This window comes from Halopseudomonas phragmitis (genome assembly GCF_002056295.1).
Taxonomy (GTDB): Bacteria; Pseudomonadota; Gammaproteobacteria; order Pseudomonadales; family Pseudomonadaceae; genus Halopseudomonas; species Halopseudomonas phragmitis.
This window is the reverse complement of the sequence record NZ_CP020100.1, coordinates 1,757,144-1,777,133: the sequence shown is the minus strand read 5'-3', so window position 1 is coordinate 1,777,133 and position 19,990 is coordinate 1,757,144. Positions and strand designations below refer to the sequence as shown.

18 protein-coding genes are annotated in these 19,990 nt (G+C 60.6%); 10 read left to right on the top strand and 8 right to left on the bottom strand.

The genetic code is table 11. The annotated features are described in order from the left end of the window. Nucleotides 1-6: 6 nt before the first annotated feature. Entirely contained in the window at nt 7-435 is a 429-nt protein-coding gene (rplM, locus tag BVH74_RS08175; RefSeq protein ID WP_080049580.1) for a 50S ribosomal protein L13, read from the bottom strand. A 283-nt stretch (nt 436-718) separates the two neighbouring features. Between rplM and BVH74_RS08170 the strand changes: the two genes are divergently transcribed. Beyond that, nucleotides 719-1,759, top strand: a complete 1,041-nt coding sequence (locus tag BVH74_RS08170) for an NADP(H)-dependent aldo-keto reductase (RefSeq protein ID WP_080049579.1) — start codon at nt 719-721, stop codon at nt 1,757-1,759. Between the two features lie 135 nt (nt 1,760-1,894). Beyond that, complete coding sequence (locus tag BVH74_RS08165) at nt 1,895-2,899, top strand: GlxA family transcriptional regulator (protein ID WP_080049578.1); 1,005 nt, start codon at nt 1,895-1,897, stop codon at nt 2,897-2,899. Nucleotides 2,900-2,972: 73 nt separating this feature from the next. Here BVH74_RS08165 and zapE read toward each other — a convergent pair whose 3' ends face one another. Together zapE and BVH74_RS08150 are read right to left on the bottom strand one after the other, a co-directional pair. Further along, nucleotides 2,973-4,073 (bottom strand): cell division protein ZapE, encoded by a 1,101-nt coding sequence (gene zapE, locus BVH74_RS08160; protein ID WP_080049577.1) that lies wholly within the window; start codon nt 4,071-4,073, stop codon nt 2,973-2,975. Nucleotides 4,074-4,283: 210 nt separating this feature from the next. Continuing rightward, entirely contained in the window at nt 4,284-4,910 is a 627-nt protein-coding gene (locus tag BVH74_RS08150) for an alpha/beta hydrolase (RefSeq protein ID WP_080049575.1), read from the bottom strand. Nucleotides 4,911-5,077: 167 nt separating this feature from the next. On the opposite strand from BVH74_RS08150, the gene BVH74_RS08145 reads away from it, so the two are divergent. From BVH74_RS08145 to BVH74_RS08125, 5 genes are read left to right on the top strand one after another with little or no spacing between them, the layout of a single operon-like run. Continuing rightward, nucleotides 5,078-5,530, top strand: coding sequence for a Z-ring associated ZapG family protein (locus BVH74_RS08145; protein ID WP_080049574.1), 453 nt, complete (start codon nt 5,078-5,080; stop codon nt 5,528-5,530). A gap of 45 nt (nt 5,531-5,575) precedes the next feature. Next, entirely contained in the window at nt 5,576-6,712 is a 1,137-nt protein-coding gene (locus tag BVH74_RS08140) for an MlaE family ABC transporter permease (RefSeq protein WP_080049573.1), read from the top strand. Nucleotides 6,713-6,714: 2 nt separating this feature from the next. Further along, on the top strand, nt 6,715-7,521 hold the full coding sequence (locus BVH74_RS08135) for an ABC transporter ATP-binding protein (RefSeq protein ID WP_080049572.1): 807 nt from the start codon (nt 6,715-6,717) through the stop codon (nt 7,519-7,521). Continuing rightward, complete coding sequence (locus tag BVH74_RS08130) at nt 7,521-8,459, top strand: MlaD family protein (protein WP_080049571.1); 939 nt, start codon at nt 7,521-7,523, stop codon at nt 8,457-8,459. Before BVH74_RS08135 ends, BVH74_RS08130 begins: the two co-directional genes overlap by 1 nt. Further along, complete coding sequence (locus BVH74_RS08125; RefSeq protein WP_080049570.1) at nt 8,456-9,088, top strand: ABC-type transport auxiliary lipoprotein family protein; 633 nt, start codon at nt 8,456-8,458, stop codon at nt 9,086-9,088. Before BVH74_RS08130 ends, BVH74_RS08125 begins: the two co-directional genes overlap by 4 nt. A gap of 55 nt (nt 9,089-9,143) precedes the next feature. Here BVH74_RS08125 and guaA read toward each other — a convergent pair whose 3' ends face one another. Both guaA and guaB read right to left on the bottom strand, forming a co-directional pair. After that, nucleotides 9,144-10,724, bottom strand: coding sequence for a glutamine-hydrolyzing GMP synthase (gene guaA / locus BVH74_RS08120; protein WP_080049569.1), 1,581 nt, complete (start codon nt 10,722-10,724; stop codon nt 9,144-9,146). Nucleotides 10,725-10,844: 120 nt separating this feature from the next. Continuing rightward, nucleotides 10,845-12,317, bottom strand: a complete 1,473-nt coding sequence (gene guaB, locus BVH74_RS08115; protein ID WP_080049568.1) for an IMP dehydrogenase — start codon at nt 12,315-12,317, stop codon at nt 10,845-10,847. 149 nt (nt 12,318-12,466) lie between these two features. On the opposite strand from guaB, the gene xseA reads away from it, so the two are divergent. The 3 genes from xseA (at nt 12,467) to leuA (ending at nt 16,585) form a co-directional block, all read left to right on the top strand. After that, nucleotides 12,467-13,843 (top strand): exodeoxyribonuclease VII large subunit, encoded by a 1,377-nt coding sequence (gene xseA / locus BVH74_RS08110; RefSeq protein WP_080049567.1) that lies wholly within the window; start codon nt 12,467-12,469, stop codon nt 13,841-13,843. 5 nt (nt 13,844-13,848) lie between these two features. Next, a complete protein-coding gene (locus tag BVH74_RS08105) occupies nt 13,849-14,679 on the top strand; it encodes a peptidoglycan DD-metalloendopeptidase family protein (RefSeq protein WP_080049566.1) in 831 nt (276 codons plus the stop codon). Between the two features lie 235 nt (nt 14,680-14,914). Continuing rightward, on the top strand, nt 14,915-16,585 hold the full coding sequence (leuA, locus tag BVH74_RS08100) for a 2-isopropylmalate synthase (protein WP_080049565.1): 1,671 nt from the start codon (nt 14,915-14,917) through the stop codon (nt 16,583-16,585). A gap of 49 nt (nt 16,586-16,634) precedes the next feature. Here the strand turns inward: leuA and der are convergent, their stop codons facing one another. The 3 genes from der to BVH74_RS08085 form a co-directional block, all read right to left on the bottom strand. Continuing rightward, a complete protein-coding gene (gene der, locus BVH74_RS08095) occupies nt 16,635-18,086 on the bottom strand; it encodes a ribosome biogenesis GTPase Der (protein ID WP_080049564.1) in 1,452 nt (483 codons plus the stop codon). An 86-nt stretch (nt 18,087-18,172) separates the two neighbouring features. Further along, on the bottom strand, nt 18,173-19,309 hold the full coding sequence (gene bamB, locus BVH74_RS08090) for an outer membrane protein assembly factor BamB (RefSeq protein ID WP_080051667.1): 1,137 nt from the start codon (nt 19,307-19,309) through the stop codon (nt 18,173-18,175). Between the two features lie 8 nt (nt 19,310-19,317). Then, a complete protein-coding gene (locus BVH74_RS08085; RefSeq protein ID WP_080049563.1) occupies nt 19,318-19,959 on the bottom strand; it encodes a YfgM family protein in 642 nt (213 codons plus the stop codon). Between the last annotated feature and the right edge of the window lie 31 nt (nt 19,960-19,990).

Genomic DNA, 19,990 nt, shown 5'->3' with positions numbered 1-19,990 from the left:
CTCCTGTTAGATCTTCAGTTCTTGGGGTTGCTGGGCAGCATGCGGGTGAGCAGCACCGGCATACACTTTCAGCTTGCGGTACATGGCACGACCCAGAGGGTTCTTCGGCAGCATGCCCTTGACGGCGGTCTCGATCACGCGCTCAGGAGCGCGCTGGATCAGCTTTTCGAAGTTGATCGACTTGATGCCGCCCGGAAAACCGGAGTGGCTGTAGTAGATCTTGTCTTGTGCCTTGGCACCGGTTACCTGAATTTTCTCGGCATTGACGATAACGATGTAATCACCGGTATCGACATGCGGGGTGTATTCGGGCTTGTGCTTGCCACGCAGACGGGAAGCAACTTCGGTAGCCAGACGACCCAGGGTCAGACCCGCGGCATCTACGACATACCAATCGCGTTTTACGGTTTCCGGTTTGGCGCTGAAGGTTTTCATTAATCCTAGCCTCAGAGGCCCACTAAATAAGAGGGCGAATCTTACAGAATGAAATGTGTTTTTACAAGCCAACAAAGCCTAGACAGACACTCAGGTGGGGGCTCTGTGGGTCTGGGTGGCATCTGTGCTGTAACAACAACGACAGGCTAGGCATCCTGTCGAAAGTGGACCGGCATTATGCCAATGGCGAAAAAAATTACAACCTTTATTTAAGCAGCCATTGAACATTGGCCCCGCGCGTGGTCAATAATGAGGTGCCGCATCACAACCCAAGGAGATCACCATGCAATACCGCCCGCTGGGCCGTAGCCCGCTCAAGGTCAGCGCCCTCTGTCTGGGCACCATGACCTGGGGCGAACAGAATACCGAGAAGGAGGCCTTTGCCCAGATCGATCGGGCCCGCGATGCCGGGGTCAACTTCATCGATACCGCCGAGATGTACCCGGTCCCGCCGCGCGGCGAAACCTATGGCGCCACTGAAACCATCATCGGCAACTACTTCAAGCAGCACGGTCAACGTGACAAATGGGTAATTGCCAGCAAGGTGGCAGGTCCCGGCGACTGGCTCCCACACATCCGCGACGGCCTCACCCGCTTTACCCGCGAACACATCACCAGCGCTCTGGACGCCAGCCTGCGCCGCCTGCAAACCGACTATATCGATCTGTATCAACTGCACTGGCCGGACCGCAACACCAACTTTTTCGGCAAGCTCGGCTACGAACACAGCGCGGACGAGCAGTTCACTCCGATCGAAGACACCCTGGAAGTGCTCGACGAACAGATCAAGGCAGGCAAAATTCGCCACATCGGCCTGTCCAACGAAACACCCTGGGGCGTCAGTCGCTTCCTGCAACTGGCCGAAAGTCGTGGCTGGCCGCGCATCGTGTCGGTGCAGAACCCCTACAACCTGCTCAACCGCAGCTATGAAGTCGGTCTGGCAGAAATCTCGATCCGCGAGAAAGTCGGCCTGCTAGCCTACTCGCCGCTGGCGTTCGGCACCCTGACCGGCAAGTACCTAAACGGCCTGCGCCCGGAAAAAGCCCGCCTGACGTTGTTTGAGCGCTTCGCCCGCTATACCAACCCCGAAGCCCAGAAAGCCTGTGCCCGCTACGTACAACTGGCCCGCGAACATGGCATGGACCCGGCCCAGATGGCTTTGGCCTTCGTCACTCGCCAGCCGTTCGTGACCAGCAACATCATCGGCGCCACCAACATGGATCAACTCAACCGCAACCTGACCAGCATCAACATGGGGCTGACCGACAAGGTGCTGGAAAGCATCGCCGCCATCCACCGCAACCAGCCCAACCCCGCACCCTGACTATCTACCCGGCCGGCCCTGCCGGCCGGGTAGCGACATTCGCATGACTTATCCGCCAAACAGGACACTTGCGCCACCGAACAAGATGCTTTAGTCATAACATGGCCGAACAGACCGACAATAACAGGCTCAGCCATGCTCACAACCTCACCCACACCCCTTCGCCAGGTTGCCATTCTCGCCACCGATGGGGTTATTGCCTCAACCCTGATGCAGGCCAAGGATTTCTTTCACATGGCCAGCCTGCGTGACGGTCGTCAACGTGGCCTGGGGCTGACCCCCGGATTTCGCACCTCAATCGTCGCCGCTGACGACCAGCCTGTCACCAGCTTCAGCCAGGACCGACTCGCGATCGAAGCAACCATCGATGCCCTGCATCCACAATTGATCGTGCTACCGGCCTTCTGGGGCGACTTCGATCAGTTGCTTGAACGCTATCCCGGGGTACCGGCCTGGCTGCGGCGTGAACACGCCCGTGGCGCCCTGATCAGCGCCGAGGCCAGTGGAGTGTTCTGGATTGCCGCCGCCGGCTTGCTGGATGATCGCGAAGCCACCACCTACTGGCGCTTGTTTGACGAGTTCAGCCGACGCTTCCCTCAGGTGCTGCTCAACCGCGACAAGCACATCACCGACGCCGACCGGATTTTCTGCGCCGCTGGCGTGACTTCGGCCTGCGACCTGCATATCCACCTGATTGAGCACTTCTGCGGCAGCCAGGTCGCCCAGGCGGTAGCCCGCGACACCCTGTACGAGGTCCAGCGCAGCTACACTCCGGGGATGATCGGTTTTGGCGGCCAGAAGCTGCACCAGGACGTCGCCATCCTGCAGATCCAGCATTGGCTGGAAGAACATTTTTCGGAGAAGTTTCGCTTTGAAGATGTGGCCAGTCAGCACGGCATGAGCATTCGCAACTTCATGCGCCGCTTCCAGAGTGCCACCGGCGATAAACCGCTGCACTACCTGCAGCGGCTACGCATAGAAACCGCGAAGAACCTGCTCAGTACTACCCGGCGCAGCATCAAGACCATCAGTTATGACATCGGCTACGATGACGCCAGCTTCTTTGCCCGACTGTTCCGTCAACACACCGGCCTGTCACCCAACCAGTTCCGCCGCCAGTTCCAGCAGAACACTGGCTGAACCTGGCGTCTATGGCAGCACACAAGCTCAGCGCCAACTGGGCCAACACCGAACTGATTGAATCCGTGCTTCCCTAGGGGCGGTGCGGTCGCGCCAGGAACTCGTGCGACTGCATTTCCAGTAACCGGCTCAGGGTCCGTTGAAATTCAAACTCCAGCCGGCCACCGCTGTAGAGATCCTTGAGATCAACCTCGGCGGAAATGATCAGCTTGACGCTGCGATCGTAGAACTCATCGACCAGATTGATGAAGCGTCGAGCCATGTCATCCTTGCTGACGCCCATCTGCTCGACATTGGCCAGCAGCACGGCGTGAAATTCCTTGGCCAGCTCGATGTAGTCGTTCTGGCTGCGCGGCCCGTCGCAAAGCTCGCGAAACTCGAACCAGGCTACGTCTTCACAAACCCGAACCGAGCGAATTGGCCGATTCTCGATAGTCAGCACCTCGGCCTCGACCACCTCAACGATATCCGGCACCAGGCTTTCGAAGCTGCGACGCAGGCTCACCTCGGCCTCGGCGTCCAGCGGCCAGTGGTACAACTCAGCCTGCTCCAGGGCGCGCAGGCGATAGTCGACCCCGTTATCGACATTCACAACGTCGGTGTGCTGATTGAGCAGCGCAATCGCCGGCAAAAAGCGGGCGCGCTGCAAACCATCCTTGTACAGACCATCCGGGACAATATTCGAGGTCGCCACCAGGCTCACGCCGTTCTTGAACAACTCTTCAAGCAAAGTGGCAAGAATCATGGCGTCAGTGATATCGGAAACGAAGAACTCGTCGAAGCAGATAACCCGAGCCTCGTTGGCGAAACGCTTGGCAATGACCGTCAGCGGGTTCTTCTCGCCTTTGAGCGTCTTCAACTCCTGATGCACGCGTTGCATGAAGCGATGGAAGTGAGTACGCATCTTGCGCTCGAACGGCAGCGCATCGAAGAAAGTATCAACCAGATAGGTCTTGCCCCGGCCCACTCCGCCCCAGAAATACAGGCCCTTGATCAGTTCGGGACGGCGCTTGCGCAGCTTGCCGAACAACCCACTACCGGTTCGCTGGTTCAGCTCACCGGCAACCAGATCATCATACAGGCGCTGCAAATGCCGGACCGCCTGCTCCTGAGCCGGGTCATGGAAAAAGTCCGGACGCTTGAGGTCCGCCTGATAGCGTTCAAGGGGCGTCATGCTGGTGTACCAAGGGATATCGACGGGGGCGATACTGTACCCGCCGGCAGTAGCCCTTGGCAATCAGAAGGGAACCTCTGAAAAACGTAGGCGAGGCCGGCAAGACAAGGCAAAAACAGCCGACAAAGCGCAGTTTACGCGGTGTAAATGAGCATTTGGAGGCTGTTTTTAACGCAGTATTGCCAACGCAGGTAGTTTTTCAGAAGTTCCCTAGGCCAGCGAACGCTCGGCCACTGCCTTAAGCTCCACCAGTTTGCCGTGAAAGAAGTGCCCGGTAGCCGCAAAGCGCTGCATATCGACTCCTGGCTGCCCTTCCAACATGTCGAACACCGCCTCGGAGGCCACGACCTCGTCGGCCTCGCCCATCAGCACCGTTGCCGGGCCAGCCAGCGGCATCAGGTCGGCGAAGGGCATACGCTCAACCGAGGGAGCCACCAACACCAAGCGCTGCGGCCACTGCTGCAACTGGCTGGCCGCTGCGGCCGCAACATAACCGCCGAACGAAAAGCCCATCACCCACAGCGGCAAATCACCCAACTCGCGCCGCGCCCAATCGATCACGGCCAGACAGTCAGCGGTTTCGCCACGCCCATCGTCATGTTCGCCAATACTTTTGCCAACTCCGCGAAAATTGAACCGTACGGTGCTGGCACCCTGATCGCGCGCGGCCCGCATCAGGGTATGCACTACCTTGTTGTGCAGGGTGCCGCCATGCAGCGGATGCGGATGGCAGATCACCGCCAGCGCAGTAGGCTGCTCGGCCCGGGTCAACACTACCTCCAGCGGACCCGCCGGCCCCTCGATCAACGACTGCTCCTCGGGACGGCTTTGACTCATTTGCATTTTCTCCGTGACTGTAACTTTCGGACTGACGTCGCATGGCTGTATTAGCGATAAGGCTAAGGGTACTAGCCTTGTACATGAAATGTCGCTACCGTTAAGACATAGCTGTCAGGGACGTGCTGTTGCACTGTCCTACAATCGAATCAAGAAGGGAGCCGAAGGTGGAATCAAGCGAAAATCTGTGGATTGCGGTCATCATCGCACTGGCCATCGGCATTGTCCTGGGTATTGTTCTGACCCAGGTAGCGCGGCGTGTGAGCGGCGGCCAGTCGACCAACACCCAGGCTCAACTGGAAAGCCTGCAACTGCGTTTCGAAGAATATCAACAAGAAGTTTCCAGCCATTTCAAGACCACCGCAACTCTGGTCGCCCGGCTCAACCGCAACTATCAGGAGATTCAGGAACATCTGACCCACGGCGCCATGGAACTGGCCCCTGACGACATGACTCGTCAACGCCTGCTGGCTGCCCTTGAACAGGAAGCCGCACCGGTTGAAAGCGAGCGTGCCAACGCGGTCTTCGATACCCTTGAGCCTCCGCGCGACTATGCGCCCAAGACCGAAGACAGCCCGGGCACCCTGTCCGAAGAGTTCGGTCTCAAGCGCAAGTCCTGAGCCCTGGCTGCCGGCTACCGGCAGCCCCACCCGGAACCGACCAGCATGCCGGCCTTACCTGCTAACGACTTCGTCCGAGACGCACCAGGCAATCCCGAGCAACTGATTATCCAGGGTGACTGGACTCTTCCCCATTACGCCGAACTGCGACGCCTGATACTCAAGGCCCGCAGCGGCAAATCGGCCTGGAGCGACGCTGATCTCAGCCAACTCGGCAAGCTCGACACCGCTGGCGGACAATTGCTGGCCGAACTGCTCGGCCATGACCTTCTTCTGCGCCTGAGTGACTCCAGCGAATTGCCCCGGGAACGCCGCGCCCTGCTCAAGCGGATTGTCGACAGCCAGCAGGAAACTGCCCCAGAACATCTGCCTCCACGCGCCACGCTACTTGAGCTGCTGGAGCGGGTCGGCAAAGCCATGGCCGTATTTTGGCAACACACCACCGACTTGCTCGGCTTCATCGGCCTGACCTTGGCCGGGTTTGCCCGCAACCTGCTGCGCCCAGGCAACTGGCGGGTAACCGCCGTAGTCGCCCAGATCGAACAAACCGCCTTGAATGCGGTACCGATCGTGGCCTTGCTGACCTTCATGGTCGGTGCTGTAATCGCCTTTCTCGGCGCCACCGTGCTGTCAGAGTTTGGCGCCAGCATCTATACCGTCGACTTGATCGCTTTTTCGTTCCTGCGCGAATTCGCTGTGCTGCTGACTGCCATCCTGATGGCCGGCCGCACCGCCAGCGCCTTTACCGCCCAGATCGGCTCAATGAAAGCCAACGAGGAAATCGACGCGATCCGGGCCCTGGGTCTCAACCCGCTGGACATTTTGGTGCTACCCCGGGTGCTGGCCATGCTGGTCGCCCTGCCGCTGCTGACCTTCGTGGCCATGATCTCCGGTCTGTTTGGCGGAGCCATGGTTTGCGCGCTGTCCCTGGACATTTCACCGACCATGTTTCTCAGCATCCTGCAGAACAATGTCGAGGTCCGCCACTTCCTGCTGGGTATGGCCAAGGCGCCGCTGTTTGCTTTCCTGATTGCCATCATCGGCTGTCTGGAAGGCTTCAAGGTTAGTGGCAGTGCGGAATCGGTCGGTGAGCACACCACCTCCAGCGTGGTACAGTCGATCTTCGTCGTGATCCTGATCGACGCCCTGGCAGCACTGTTCTACATGGAGATGGGCTGGTGAGCATGGATACCACCAAGGCGACTCCTCTGGTCGAAGTCCGCGGCCTGGTCAACCGTTTCGGCACCCAAACCATTCACGAGAACCTCGACCTGGATATCAAGGCGGGGGAAATTCTCGGCGTGGTCGGCGGCTCAGGCACCGGCAAGTCGGTACTGCTGCGCTCCATCGTCGGCCTGCGCCGGCCCAACGCCGGCAGCGTCAAAGTATTCGGTCAGGACCTGCAAACGCTGCCCGAAACCCAGCGCTCGCAATATGAACGACGCTTTGGCGTGCTGTTTCAGCAAGGCGCACTGTTTTCTTCACTGACCGTAACCGAAAATGTCGCCCTACCACTGATCGAACATGCCGGCCTCAGCCGCGATGATGCCGAGCACCTGGCCTCGATCAAACTGGCACTGGCCGGACTCCCGCCCGGTGCCGGTGACAAGTATCCGTCCGAGCTGTCCGGCGGCATGGTCAAACGCGCCGCCCTGGCGCGAGCCCTGGCGCTGGACCCGGACATCCTGTTTCTGGACGAGCCGACCGCCGGACTCGACCCGATCGGCGCCGCCGCCTTCGACCAGTTGATCAAGACCCTGCGCGATGCCTTGGGGCTGAGCGTGTTTCTGGTCACCCATGACCTCGACACCCTGTACGCCATTTGCGACCGAATTGCCGTCCTGTCCAACCGCAAGGTGCTGGTCGCCGACACTCTGGAGCGAGTCGCCGCCACCGACAACGCCTGGATTCAGGATTACTTTCATGGCCCGCGCGGTCGAGCTGCCGCATTCAGTGCCCATTCCAGCGCCCCTGGGGAGTTGCAAAGCTAATGGAAACCCGTGCCCATCACGTTCTGATCGGTTTGTTCACTCTGCTGGCCGGCGCGGCCGGGATCTTCTTCGCCATCTGGCTTAGCCACTCCAGCACCAGCCGGGAGTACAACTACTATCTGGTCGTCTTCAACGAAGCGGTGACCGGCCTGTCGCGTGGCAGCTCGGTGCAATACAGTGGCATCCGAATCGGTGACATCAGTGAATTGAGCCTCGACCCCAACGACCCCCGCAGGGTTCTGGCACGGATTAGAGTTGGTAGCGAAGTCCCTATCAAGGAAGACACTCGCGCCCGGCTGTCATTTACCGGCATCACCGGCACCTCGGTCATAGAACTCAGCCATGGCAATCCCGAAAGCCCACTGCTGCGCGGCAAGAACGGTCAGGACCCGGTGATTATCGCCACCCCCTCGCCGATTTCCACGCTGTTGGCCAACGGAGAAGATCTGGTGACCAACATCAACCAGTTGGTCGCCAACGCCCGTACCATTCTGTCCGAAGAAAACGCTGCCAGCATCAGCCGCACCCTGTCTTCAATCGATCAGGCCACCCAGGCCATTGCCGGTCAGGGCGACAACCTGCAGATACTGGTCAGCGAACTGACCAAGATCAGCCGCCAGGCCAGCGAAACTCTGAACTACACTAGCAACCTGATGCGTGACGCCGATACCCTGCTCAACGAGCAGGGCACCCGCACACTCGACAACGCCGAACAGGCACTGGCCTCAATCGCCCGCACCAGTGGTCTGCTGGAAGAGCTACTGAGCAACAACAGCGAGGCCTTCGCCTCCGGCATGCAAGGACTTGGGCAGCTGGAGCCGGCCGTGAATGAACTGCGCAGCAGCCTGAATTCACTACGCAACATCAGCCGCCGTCTGGAAGACAACCCAACCCGCTTCCTGCTGGGCCGCGACACCATGGAGGAGTTTGAACCGTGATCCGTGCAACCACTCTGCGCCCTCTACTGGCAGCCAGCGGCCTGCTCTGGCTCAGCGCCTGCACCCTGATTCCGGAAAGCGAGCCAGTACGGGTCTATCAGTTGCCCGCCTCGACATTGGGCAGCAATCCCCAGGTTCAGCCACTGAGCCTGTCGTTGCGGATCAACACTCCACAGGCCGGCTTTGCACAAAGCGGCCCAAGGATGCTGGTCAACCCCCAGGGCGACCAACTCAGCACCTACAAGGGAGCACGCTGGAGCGACCCGGCGCCAGCACTGGTGCGCGAACACCTGGTCCGCAGCTTCAGCCTGCGCAGCGGCCTGGAAAGTGTCACCAGTGACGAGCACGGCCTGCACGCCGACCTTCACTTGGGTAGTGATCTGCAGCGCTTCCAAGTCATTTACGGCGAGCAAGGCCCACAAGCCACGGTCGAACTGGTAGCCCGCCTGATCGAACCCGGCAACCGCCACGTCATCGCCAGCCGCACCTTCCTGGTCGAACAGCCCCTTGATGACCACCAACCAGCCGGCGCGGTCAAGGCCTATGGCCTGGCCCTGGACCAGCTCTCCAGCCAACTGCTCGACTGGGCTCTACCGCAACTGCAGGACTACCAACAGCACCGGCCCTGAACCACCAAACGACAAGGCCCGCCAATTGGCGGGCCTTGTCAAACCAGCAGCAGGATCATTCCCACTCAATCGTTGCCGGCGGCTTGCTGGAGATGTCGTAGGTTACCCGCGAGACCCCGGCAATTTCATTGATGATCCGGTTCGATACGGTTTCCAGAAACTCGTAGGGCAGGTGCGCCCAGCGGGCGGTCATGAAGTCGATGGTCTCCACCGCGCGCAGGGCGATGACCCATTCGTAGCGGCGGCCGTCACCGACCACACCAACCGATTTGACCGGCAGGAACACGGCGAAGGCCTGGCTGGTCTTGTGGTACAGATCGGCCTTGCGCAGCTCTTCGATGAAGATATAGTCGGCGCGGCGCAGAATATCGGCGTATTCCTTGCGCACTTCGGCCAGGATCCGCACGCCCAGGCCCGGGCCCGGGAACGGGTGGCGATAGACCATATCGTAGGGCAGACCCAGTTCCAGGCCGATCTTGCGCACTTCGTCCTTGAACAGTTCACGCAGCGGCTCGACCAGTTCGAACTGCATATCTTCGGGCAGGCCGCCGACATTGTGGTGCGACTTGATCACATGGGCCTTGCCGGTCTTGGCCCCGGCCGATTCGATGACGTCGGGGTAGATAGTGCCTTGAGCCAGATACTTGATGCCCTGCAGCTTGGTGGCTTCCTCATCGAACACCTCGATGAAAGTGCGGCCAATGATCTTGCGTTTGTCTTCCGGGTCGGTGACTCCGAGCAGGCGTGACAAGAACTTGTCTTCAGCGTTGGCGCGGATCACCTTGACGCCCATGTTCTCGGCAAACATGGCCATGACCTGTTCGCCTTCATGCAGACGCAGAAGACCGTTGTCAACGAATACGCAGGTCAGTTGATCGCCTATGGCCCGGTGCAGCAGGGCCGCCACCACAGAGGAGTCGACTCCACCGGACAGGCCAAGCAGCACCTTGGCGTCGCCAACCTGGGCACGCACCTGGGCGATGGCATCCTCAACGATATTCGACGGTGTCCACAGCGCTTCACAGCCACACAGGTCAAGGATGAAACGCGACAGAATCCGCAGCCCCTGCTTGGTGTGGGTCACCTCGGGGTGGAACTGCACGCCGTAGAAGTTCCGGCTTTCGTCGCCCATCGCGGCAATCGGGCAGCTCGGAGTACTGGCCAGGATGTGGAAGCCTTCGGGCAGGTTGGCCACCTTGTCGCCGTGGCTCATCCACACGTCCAGCGACAGTACGCCATCATCATCGATATGATCTTCGATACCCGACAGGAACGGGCTCTTGCCGACAATATCGACCCGCGCATAGCCGAACTCGCGCTCCTCGGAGCCCTCAACCTTGCCACCCAACTGCTCGGCCATGGTCTGCATGCCGTAGCAGATGCCCAGCACCGGCAGACCCAGCTCGAATACTACCTGCGGCGCACGCGGGGTGTCGTCCAGGGTCACCGACTCGGGGCCACCAGCGAGAATGATGCCACGCGGGGCGAACTCACGAATCGCCGCTGCGTCCATGTCCCAGGGATGGATTTCGCAATAGACGCCGATTTCCCGCACCCGGCGGGCAATCAGTTGGGTGTACTGCGAACCGAAGTCCAGAATCAGGATACGGTGGGCGTGGATGTCGTGCTGAGACATGAGCTTTCCTCTGGAAAATGACATATGGCTGCGCTGAAAGCTGAAGGCTGGAAGACCCGTCTCCGTGCACGCAGGAGCTTGTCTTCCAGCCTTCAGCCTCAAGCTTTCAGCAAAAGAACCTCAACCAACCCGATAATTCGGTGCTTCCTTGGTGATCTGCACGTCATGCACGTGCGACTCACTCATGCCGGCGCCGGTAATACGCACAAACTCCGGCTTGGTACGCATTTCTTCAACGGTGGCACAGCCGGTATAGCCCATCGACGCGCGCAGGCCACCCATCAACTGATGGATGATCGCCGCCAGCGGCCCCTTGTAGGGTACCCGGCCTTCGATGCCCTCAGGCACCAGTTTTTCGGCACCCGCGCTGGAGTCCTGGAAATAACGATCTGCCGAACCGCCACCGGCGTTGGCCATCGCCCCCAGAGACCCCATGCCACGGTAGGCCTTGTAGGAACGGCCCTGGAACAGCTCGACCTCGCCCGGCGCCTCTTCGGTGCCGGCGAACATAGAGCCCATCATCACCGCCGAAGCACCAGCAGCAATGGCCTTGGACAGGTCACCAGAGAAACGGATACCGCCATCGGCAATCAGTGGTACGTCAGTATCCTTGAGTGCTGCGGCAACATCGGCGATGGCTGAAATCTGCGGCACACCGACACCAGCAACGATGCGGGTGGTACAGATCGAACCTGGGCCAATGCCCACCTTGACCGCGTCAGCCCCGGCCTCGGCCAGCGCGCGGGCAGCAGCGCCGGTGGCAATGTTGCCGCCGATCACCTGAATCTGGGGGAAGTTGTCTTTAACCCAGCGCACCCGGTCGATCACACCCCGGGAATGGCCGTGGGCGGTATCGACGATGATCACGTCGACGCCGGCAGCCGCCAACGCGGTGACACGTTCCGGGGTATCTGCACCGGTACCGACCGCCGCACCTACGCGCAGACGACCCTGGTCGTCCTTGCTGGCCAGCGGATAGGCACGAGCTTTTTCAATGTCATTGACGGTCATCATGCCGCGCAGGCGGAAGTTGTCATCGACAATCAGGACCCGCTCAATCCGGTGCTTGTGCAGCAGCTTGCGCACTTCCTGCAGTTCGGCACCTTCCTTGACCGTCACCAGGCGCTCCTTGGGAGTCATGATGTCGCGTACCCGGGCATCCATGTTGGTTTCAAAGCGCACGTCGCGCGAGGTGACGATGCCGACCAGATTGTCGTTGTACATGACCGGCACACCGGAAATGTTGTTCTGACGGGTCAGATCGAACAGTTGACCAACGCTGGCATCGGCATCGATGGTGATCGGGTCACGAACCACGCCGGACTCGTAGCGTTTGACCTTGCGCACTTCGGCCGCCTGCTGCTCGATGGTCATGTTCTTGTGAATGATCCCCATGCCGCCTTCCTGGGCCATGGCAATGGCCAGACGCGCTTCAGTCACGGTGTCCATGGCAGCGGACAACAGCGGGATATTCAGATCGATCTGCCGGGTGAGCCGGGTCTTGAGACTGACATCCTTGGGCAGTACTTCGGAATATCCGGGCACCAACAGAACATCATCGAAGGTAAGGGCTTCTTGGCTAATACGCAGCATAGCAGGGCTCCCGAGCGGGAAAAATGGAAGCGCGCCATTATACCTATCGCAGCGCCACCACTCAATCGCATTCGTCAGTCATGATCACAGAGATTTTTGCCCCCTTGCGGCGGTTGTGAGCGCAGGGCAACAACCCCTAAGATAGCGGCATGAATGATGACCAGCTTTTTCAGCGCCTCAGTCGCGAGCGCGAAGTACTTACCATCAGCCAACTCAACGCCAGGGCCCGCAGCCTGCTGGAAGAGGTATTCCCGCAGATCTGGGTTGAGGGCGAGCTGTCGAATCTGGCCCGCCCGTCGTCGGGTCACCTGTATTTCACCCTCAAGGATGCCAAGGCCCAGGTCCGCTGCGCACTGTTCCGCCAGCATGCCCAGCGCGTACGCATGGATCTGCGCGACGGTCTGCAGGTCCGTGCCCGCGGCCGGGTGAGCCTGTATGAGGGCCGCGGTGACTATCAGTTGATTCTCGATAGCCTGGAACCAGCCGGCGACGGCGCCCTGCGCCAGGCCTTCGAGGCGCTCAAGGCCCAGCTTCAGGCTGAGGGGTTATTCGCCGCGGAACGCAAGCGCCCGCTCCCCAGCCACCCGCGTCGGATCGGAGTGATCACCTCCCCCAGCGGCGCGGCGATTCGCGACATCATCAGCGTATTCGGCCGTCGGGCACCCTATATCGAGTTGGTGATCGTTCCCACCGCCGTTCAGGGCCGTGAAGCCGCGCCGCAGATCGTCCGCGCCATCGAGCGTGCCGAGCGTGCCGGCTTCGATGCGTTGATCGTGGCCCGCGGCGGCGGCTCGCTGGAAGACCTGTGGCCGTTCAATGAGGAAATCGTCGCCCGGGCACTGGCCGCCTGCCAGACGCCAACGGTCAGCGCCGTCGGTCACGAGACCGATTTTTCCATCAGCGATTTTGTCGCCGATGCGCGCGCGCCTACCCCATCAGCCGCCGCCGAATTGCTGAGCCCCGACGGTCAGGCCATGTTGCGCCAGTTTCAGCTGTATCAACGCCAGTTGCAGCAGCGCCTGCACGAACGTCTGGCCCGCGACCACTTGCGACTTGATAGCCTGCGCCGGCGCCTGCGCCACCCCGGCGAGCGTCTGGCACAACAGGCCCAGCGCCTGGATGACCTGGAACTGCGCCTGCGGCGCGCCCACAAGCAATTTCTGGCCCACCAGCAGCAGCGCCTGGAACGCTTGGGCGCGCGCTTGCAGTTGCAACACCCCGGCCGCCAGCTGGGGCTGCTGAGCCAGCAGTTGGAACACCTGCGCCAACGCCTGCCACGTGCCATGCAGCAGAGTCTGCAACAGCGCCGCCAACGCTTCAGCAGCCTGGCCCAGACCCTGCATCTGGTCAGCCCGCTGGCAACCTTGGGGCGTGGCTACAGCATTTTGCTCGACGATCAGGGCCAAGCCATTCGCAGCGCCGCACAGACCCGGGCTGGCCAGCACCTGAAAGCCCGCCTGCACGATGGCCAGCTCGATCTCAGAGTCGAAGCCCCCACCCCGCACACCTTATCTCTGCTGGATTGATGCCCATGCGCCACCTGTTTGCCCTGATTCTGCTGTGCTCCCTGAGCCTGCCGGCCCTGGCCGAAGGCGGATTTATTACCCGCCTGCTGAACAAGCCGGTTCCCGGCGGCGTGGCGGTAATAGCCCTGCCAGAACAACCCCAGGCGCCGCGCGTGCGCTATCAGGACCACCCGGTACTGGTGATTCGCGAGGACGGCAAGCGCTGGATCGCCATCGTCGGCATCCCGCTGTCGGTGCAACCTGGTCAGCAACAGATTGAACTGGGCGACGGCCAGCATCTGAACTTCCAGGTCAATGATCGTCATTACCCGGCCCAACACATCACCCTGCGCAATCAGCAGCACGTTACTCCTGACCCGGCCCACCAACGGCGCATTCAGCGCGAACTCGACGAGCAAATTCAGGGTTACCAGAGCTTCAGCCCGCGCCAACCCAGCAACCTGCTGTTCGATCGGCCGGTAGACGGGCGTCTGTCGAGCCCGTTCGGCGTGCGCCGATTCTTCAATGGCGAGGAGCGCAACCCGCATTCCGGGCTTGATTTTGCGGTCCCGGCCGGCACCCCGATCAAGGCCCCGGCAGCGGGCACGGTCATTCTGGTCGGCGATTACTTTTTCAATGGCAAGACGGTGTTCGTCGATCACGGCCAGGGGCTGATCAGCATGTTCTGTCACCTGTCGGCGATCGACGTCAAGGTCGGTGACGAACTGCCCCGTGGCGGGCATATCGGCAAGGTTGGCGCCACCGGGCGCGCCACTGGACCACACCTGCACTGGAATGTAAGCCTGAACAACGCCCGGGTCGATCCGGCGATTTTCATTGGCGCCTTCATGCCTTGAGCCTGCCGGGCCGCGCAAGCCTGATGCGCAAACCCGGCCTCAAAAGCAATAAAATCCACCAACAGCCATAACAGCGCTACAAATCACCATTTTTTAAAACACTATTGAAATCAAACTTCAGCAGAATTACCTTCTACTGCAACAAAACCTCAAATACACCCGTTTCAGTCACGCCCACAAGGCGCTATGGAACCTCTGAAAAACGAGGTTTCTATTTTTTTCAGGAAGCCCGGCCATGACCATGCTCACAGACCCGTCCAGCAAATACCGTGCGTTCCAGCCGGTCGACATCCCCGACCGTACCTGGCCGTCGAAGACCATCACCGAAGTGCCTGTCTGGTGCAGTTCGGATCTGCGCGACGGTAACCAGTCGCTGATCGAACCGATGGACCCGGCCAAGAAACTGCGGTTCTTTCAGACGTTGGTCAAGGTTGGAGTCAAGCAGATCGAAGTGGCCTTTCCGTCAGCCTCTCAAACCGACTTCGACTTCGTCCGCACCCTGATTGAAGATGGTCATATTCCTGACGATGTAACCATCCAGGTTCTGACCCAGGCCCGCGACGACCTGATTACCCGTACCTTTGAGTCACTGCGCGGTGCCAAACGGGCAATTGTGCATGTCTACAACGCCACCGCACCGAGCTTCCGGCGCATCGTCTTCAATCAGGACAAGGCTGGCGTGGTCGCCATTGCGGTAAATGCTGCCAAGCGCATCCGCGAGTTGGCGGCGCAGCAGCCCGAGACCGAGTGGATCTTCCAGTACTCGCCGGAGATTTTTACCTCCACCGAACTGGAGTTTGCCGTTGAAGTCTGTGACGCCGTGCTGGGTGTCTGGCAACCGACGCCTGAGCACAAGGTGATCCTCAACCTGCCGGCCACCGTGGAAGTTGCCACCCCGAACATCTACGCCGACCAGATCGAGTGGTTCTGCCGCCATATCAGCCGCCGCGACAGCGTGTTGATCAGCCTGCACACCCACAACGACCGTGGCACCGGTGTAGCCGCCACCGAACTGGGCCTGCTGGCCGGTGCCGACCGGGTCGAAGGCTGCCTGTTCGGCAATGGCGAGCGCACCGGTAATGTCGACCTGGTAACCCTGGCGCTGAACATGTACACCCAGGGCCTGCACCCGGGGTTGGACTTCTCCGACATCGACGCGGTGCGCAAGGTGGTTGAAGAGTGCAACCAGTTGCCAGTGCACCCACGTCATCCCTATGTCGGCGATCTGGTTCACACTGCCTTTTCCGGGTCGCACCAGGATGCGATCCGCAAGGGTTTCGTCCAGCAGGATCCGAACGGCATCTGGGAAGTCCCCTACCTGCCTATCGATCCGGCCGATATTGGCCGCAGCTACGAGGCGGTGATCCGGGTCAACAGCCAGTCCGGCAAGGGCGGCATTACTTACCTGCTTGAGCAGGAATACGGGATCAGTCTGCCACGTCGTCTGCAGATCGAATTCAGCCAAGTGGTCCAGGGTGAGACCGACCGTCTGGGCCTGGAGATGACCGCCTTACAGATTCATGAACTGCTCGACCGTGAATATCTGCAGGCGACCACGCCCTATGCACTGATTCGTCACCGTCTGCAGGAAGAGAACGGCACTTCGGCGGTAGATATCGAAGTACTCAGTCATGGTGAAACCCTGCATTGGCGCGGCATCGGCAAGGGTCCGCTGGAGGCGCTGGTGGCCGCCCTGCCGGTCCAGGTTGAGGTGATGGACTATCATGAGCACGCGATTGGCTCGGGTACCAACGCCAAGGCGGCGGCTTATATCGAGTTGCGTCTGGACGGTCAGCGTCCGCTGCACGGGATCGGTATCGACGAGAATCTGACCACGGCCAGCTTCCGCGCCCTGCTCAGCGCCCTCAATCGGGCCCTGCGCAGCGCCGATGAACAGGCGGCCTAGAAACCAATAGGCCGCTCCGGCTGATAAGCCAGGTGCGGCCTGCGTTCGGTCAGCGCTTGTCCTTGCTCTTTTTCTTGGCCTTCTTGTGGTGACTCATCAACCGGCGCTTCTTGTTGACCTGACGCTCGGTCAGGGTGTTCTTGCGCTCGGCGTAGGGGTTGTCGCTGCTCTTGTACTCGACCCGTAGCGGCGTGCCGACCATCTTCAACACCTTGCGGTAGGTGTTCTCCAGATAACGGGTATAGGAGCGCGGCACGCTGTCTACCTGGTTACCGTGGATTACGATAATCGGCGGGTTGGAACCGCCCAGGTGAGCGTAACGCAGCTTGATCCGCCGCCCGTTGACCATCGGCGGCTGGTGCTCGGTGACGGCATCTTCGAGAATCTCGGTCATGCGCCGGGTCGGAACCTTGGTCATGGCACTGGCAAAGGCCTGGTCGACCGATTTGTAGAGCAGCCCCACACCACTGCCGTGCAGGGCGGAAATGAAGTGAATGTCGGCAAACTGGGCGAAGATCAGCCGCCGCTGCAGCTCAGTCTTGACGTAATCCTTCTGCTCCTCGGCCAAGCCGTCCCACTTGTTGACCGCAATCACCAGCGCCCGCCCGGCATCCAGCACAAAGCCCAGCAGATTGAGGTCATGCTCGACGATCCCTTCACGGGCATCGACCACGAAGATCACCACGTTGGCGTCCTGAATCGCCTGCAGTGTCTTGACCACCGAGAACTTCTCGATCGCCTCGAAAATCTTGCCACGCTTGCGCACCCCTGCGGTATCGATCAGGGTGTAGGGCTTGTCGTGGCGGTGATAGGGGATATAAATGCTGTCGCGGGTGGTTCCGGCCTGATCGAACACCACCACCCGATCCTCACCGAGCATGCGATTGACCAGGGTTGACTTGCCGACATTGGGCCGGCCAATCACCGCGATCTTGGTCCCGATCGGCTCGACCACCTTGCGCTCACGCGGCAGTGGCTGACCATCGGCATCCAGTTCCAGCTCCTCGTCTGCCGCGCCATCAGCCAGCACCGCTTCAAGCATCGGGTTGATATTGCGCCCATGGGCTGCGGCAATCGGGATCGGCTGACCCAGACCAAGAGCGGCGAACTCACCGAGGATCGCATCCTGATCGGCACCGTCAATTTTGTTGGCGATCAGGAAGGTATGCTTGTCACGCTTGCGCAGGTGCTCGGCGATCATCTCGTCGGCGGCGGTACGCCCGGCCCGGGCATCGACCATGAACAGCACCGCGTCGGCTTCCTCGATGGCCTGCAGCGATTGACCGGCCATGACCTGATCAATGCCCTGCTCGTCGCCACTGATACCACCGGTATCGACCACGATATAGGACTTGCCCTGCCAACTGGCCTCGCCGTACTTGCGGTCACGGGTCAGCCCGGCGAAGTCCGCCACCAGGGCATCGCGACTCTTGGTCAGGCGATTGAACAGGGTCGATTTACCGACATTCGGACGCCCGACCAGGGCAATGACAGGAACCATGTTTACTCCGTGCGCAGTGGGCGCTAACAAATAAAACGGCCGCTGCGCACAAACGCAGCGGCCGGAGAAGTATAACCGCTTTTCGGCTATTTCAGTTTCAGCGCAGCCAGATCGCCACTGTTACCGAAGACGTACAGGGTGTCGCCCAGAGCAATCGGCGCTACCCGCACGCCCTTGCGATCAACCCGGATGCGACCGACCAAACGGCCGTCGGTCTGGGCCAGCAAGTGCACGTAGCCTTCGAAGTCAGCCACGGCAACATAGCTACTGAACGCTACCGGTGCGGTCAGTTGACGACGTATCAGGCTCTCATTGCGCCAGAGCGAGTTGCCACGATTCTGGTCAACCGCCTCAACCACGCCATTGGCGTGACTCACATAAACGCTGCCAAACCCGGCCGCCGGGCCAACATAGCTGGACACCGGACGCTGCCAGCGCATATTACCGGACTCGGCATCCAGCGCCGCCAGGTTGCCCTGAAAGCTGGCCACGTAAAGGTTCTGACCAGACAGCAGCAGATCTCCATCGATATCGACCATCCGCTCCAATTCCGAGCGGCCCTGGGGCTGAGCAATGCGCTCTTCCCACAGCGGGATGCCGCTGTCGGCTGCCAGAGATACTACCCGGCCACTGGCCAGTCCAGCGTAGACCTGGCGCAGGCTAACGACCGGAGTACTGGTGCCGCGCACGGTCAACACCGGCAGACTGGCTTCGTAGATCCAGCGCTGATCACCACTGGAAATATCCAGCGCGACCAGTTTGTCATCTTGGGTCTGGACCACCACCACGTCGCCGTTGGTTTGCGGCGGAGCCAGCACTTCACTGGAAACCTGGGCGCGCCACAACTCGCTGCCGTCGTTTTCGTCCAGGGTGATCACCTGACCATCCAGTGTCCCGACCATGACCCGGCCACCGCCGGCCCCAACAGCCCCGGACAGTGGTTCCTTGAGCCGTACCTGCCAGCTTACCGACCCGGTATCACGATCCATGGCAACGACCCGGCCACGAGCATCGGCGGCATACAAAGCCAGACCATCCAACGCGGGAGTCAGGGTGTTGTACAGCTTGCCCTGGCCAACACCGATGTTGCGTTTCCAGCTACGCTCCAGGCTGACCTCGGCGGTAAATTTTTCCAGCGGCGCAGGCGGCAATTCCTTCTTGCTGGAGCTACCGCACCCGGCCAGAACCAGAGCCGACAGACCAACTGCCAGATACCGGGACATCAGTTTCACTAGGCTTCCTCCGCCAGATCATCGAGCTTGAGTTGCAGTTGCGGACGCGCGCGCGGATCTTCCAGCGCTTCAAGCGCGGCCTGGTAGGCACTGCGCGCCTCGGCTTGACGCCCCAGGGTCAGCAGCAGATCACCACGGACCTCTTCACGCCCTGCCAGCAGCTCGCCGCTGACCGTGCCATTAAACAACGCCAAGCCTTCCTCAGCCCGCTCCTGCTGAGCCAGAACTCGAGCCAGGCGCTGGCGGGCAATTTCCTGCAGAGTGTCGTCGCCACGCCGCTCGACCACTTCGCGCAGCAAGGCTTCGGCCCCGGCAAAATCGTCAGCCTCTACCGCCAGGCGCGCTTGCATCAGCGCGGCGAACTGGGCATAACGGGTTTTCGGGTAGTCGCTTCGCAGTTGCTCGGCCAACTCCGCCGCCCGGGTCCGGGCCTGCACCGACTCATCACCCAGCACGGCTTCGAGCATGGACTGATAAAGCGCCGAGGCATTGGCCGACTGGGCTGACTGGTAGTTGTTCCAGCCATTCCAGCCGAACACCCCGGCCAGAGCCAGCACTACCCCGGTCAACAGAGGCATGCCGTGCCTGTTCCACAACTCCTTGAGCTTTTCTACCTGTTCTTCTTCTGTTTGATAGGTCACGCTTCACTCCTTCGCGGGTCAATCGACCGTT

Excerpts from the sequence above, each read along its gene's own strand:
- guaA (WP_080049569.1), bottom strand. The coding sequence starts at position 10,724 with ATGTCTCAGCACGACATCCACGCCCACCGTATCCTGATTCTGGACTTC.
- guaB (WP_080049568.1), bottom strand. The coding sequence starts at position 12,317 with ATGCTGCGTATTAGCCAAGAAGCCCTTACCTTCGATGATGTTCTGTTG.
- der (WP_080049564.1), bottom strand. The coding sequence starts at position 18,086 with ATGGTTCCTGTCATTGCCCTGGTCGGGCGTCCGAATGTCGGTAAATCG.
- BVH74_RS08105 (WP_080049566.1), top strand. The coding sequence starts at position 13,849 with ATGCGCCACCTGTTTGCCCTGATTCTGCTGTGCTCCCTGAGCCTGCCG.
- BVH74_RS08165 (WP_080049578.1), top strand. The coding sequence starts at position 1,895 with ATGCTCACAACCTCACCCACACCCCTTCGCCAGGTTGCCATTCTCGCC.
- BVH74_RS08150 (WP_080049575.1), bottom strand. The coding sequence starts at position 4,910 with ATGAGTCAAAGCCGTCCCGAGGAGCAGTCGTTGATCGAGGGGCCGGCG.
- zapE (WP_080049577.1), bottom strand. The coding sequence starts at position 4,073 with ATGACGCCCCTTGAACGCTATCAGGCGGACCTCAAGCGTCCGGACTTT.
- BVH74_RS08140 (WP_080049573.1), top strand. The coding sequence starts at position 5,576 with ATGCCGGCCTTACCTGCTAACGACTTCGTCCGAGACGCACCAGGCAAT.
- BVH74_RS08135 (WP_080049572.1), top strand. The coding sequence starts at position 6,715 with ATGGATACCACCAAGGCGACTCCTCTGGTCGAAGTCCGCGGCCTGGTC.
- rplM (WP_080049580.1), bottom strand. The coding sequence starts at position 435 with ATGAAAACCTTCAGCGCCAAACCGGAAACCGTAAAACGCGATTGGTAT.
- BVH74_RS08130 (WP_080049571.1), top strand. The coding sequence starts at position 7,521 with ATGGAAACCCGTGCCCATCACGTTCTGATCGGTTTGTTCACTCTGCTG.
- bamB (WP_080051667.1), bottom strand. The coding sequence starts at position 19,309 with ATGTCCCGGTATCTGGCAGTTGGTCTGTCGGCTCTGGTTCTGGCCGGG.
- BVH74_RS08170 (WP_080049579.1), top strand. The coding sequence starts at position 719 with ATGCAATACCGCCCGCTGGGCCGTAGCCCGCTCAAGGTCAGCGCCCTC.
- leuA (WP_080049565.1), top strand. The coding sequence starts at position 14,915 with ATGACCATGCTCACAGACCCGTCCAGCAAATACCGTGCGTTCCAGCCG.
- xseA (WP_080049567.1), top strand. The coding sequence starts at position 12,467 with ATGAATGATGACCAGCTTTTTCAGCGCCTCAGTCGCGAGCGCGAAGTA.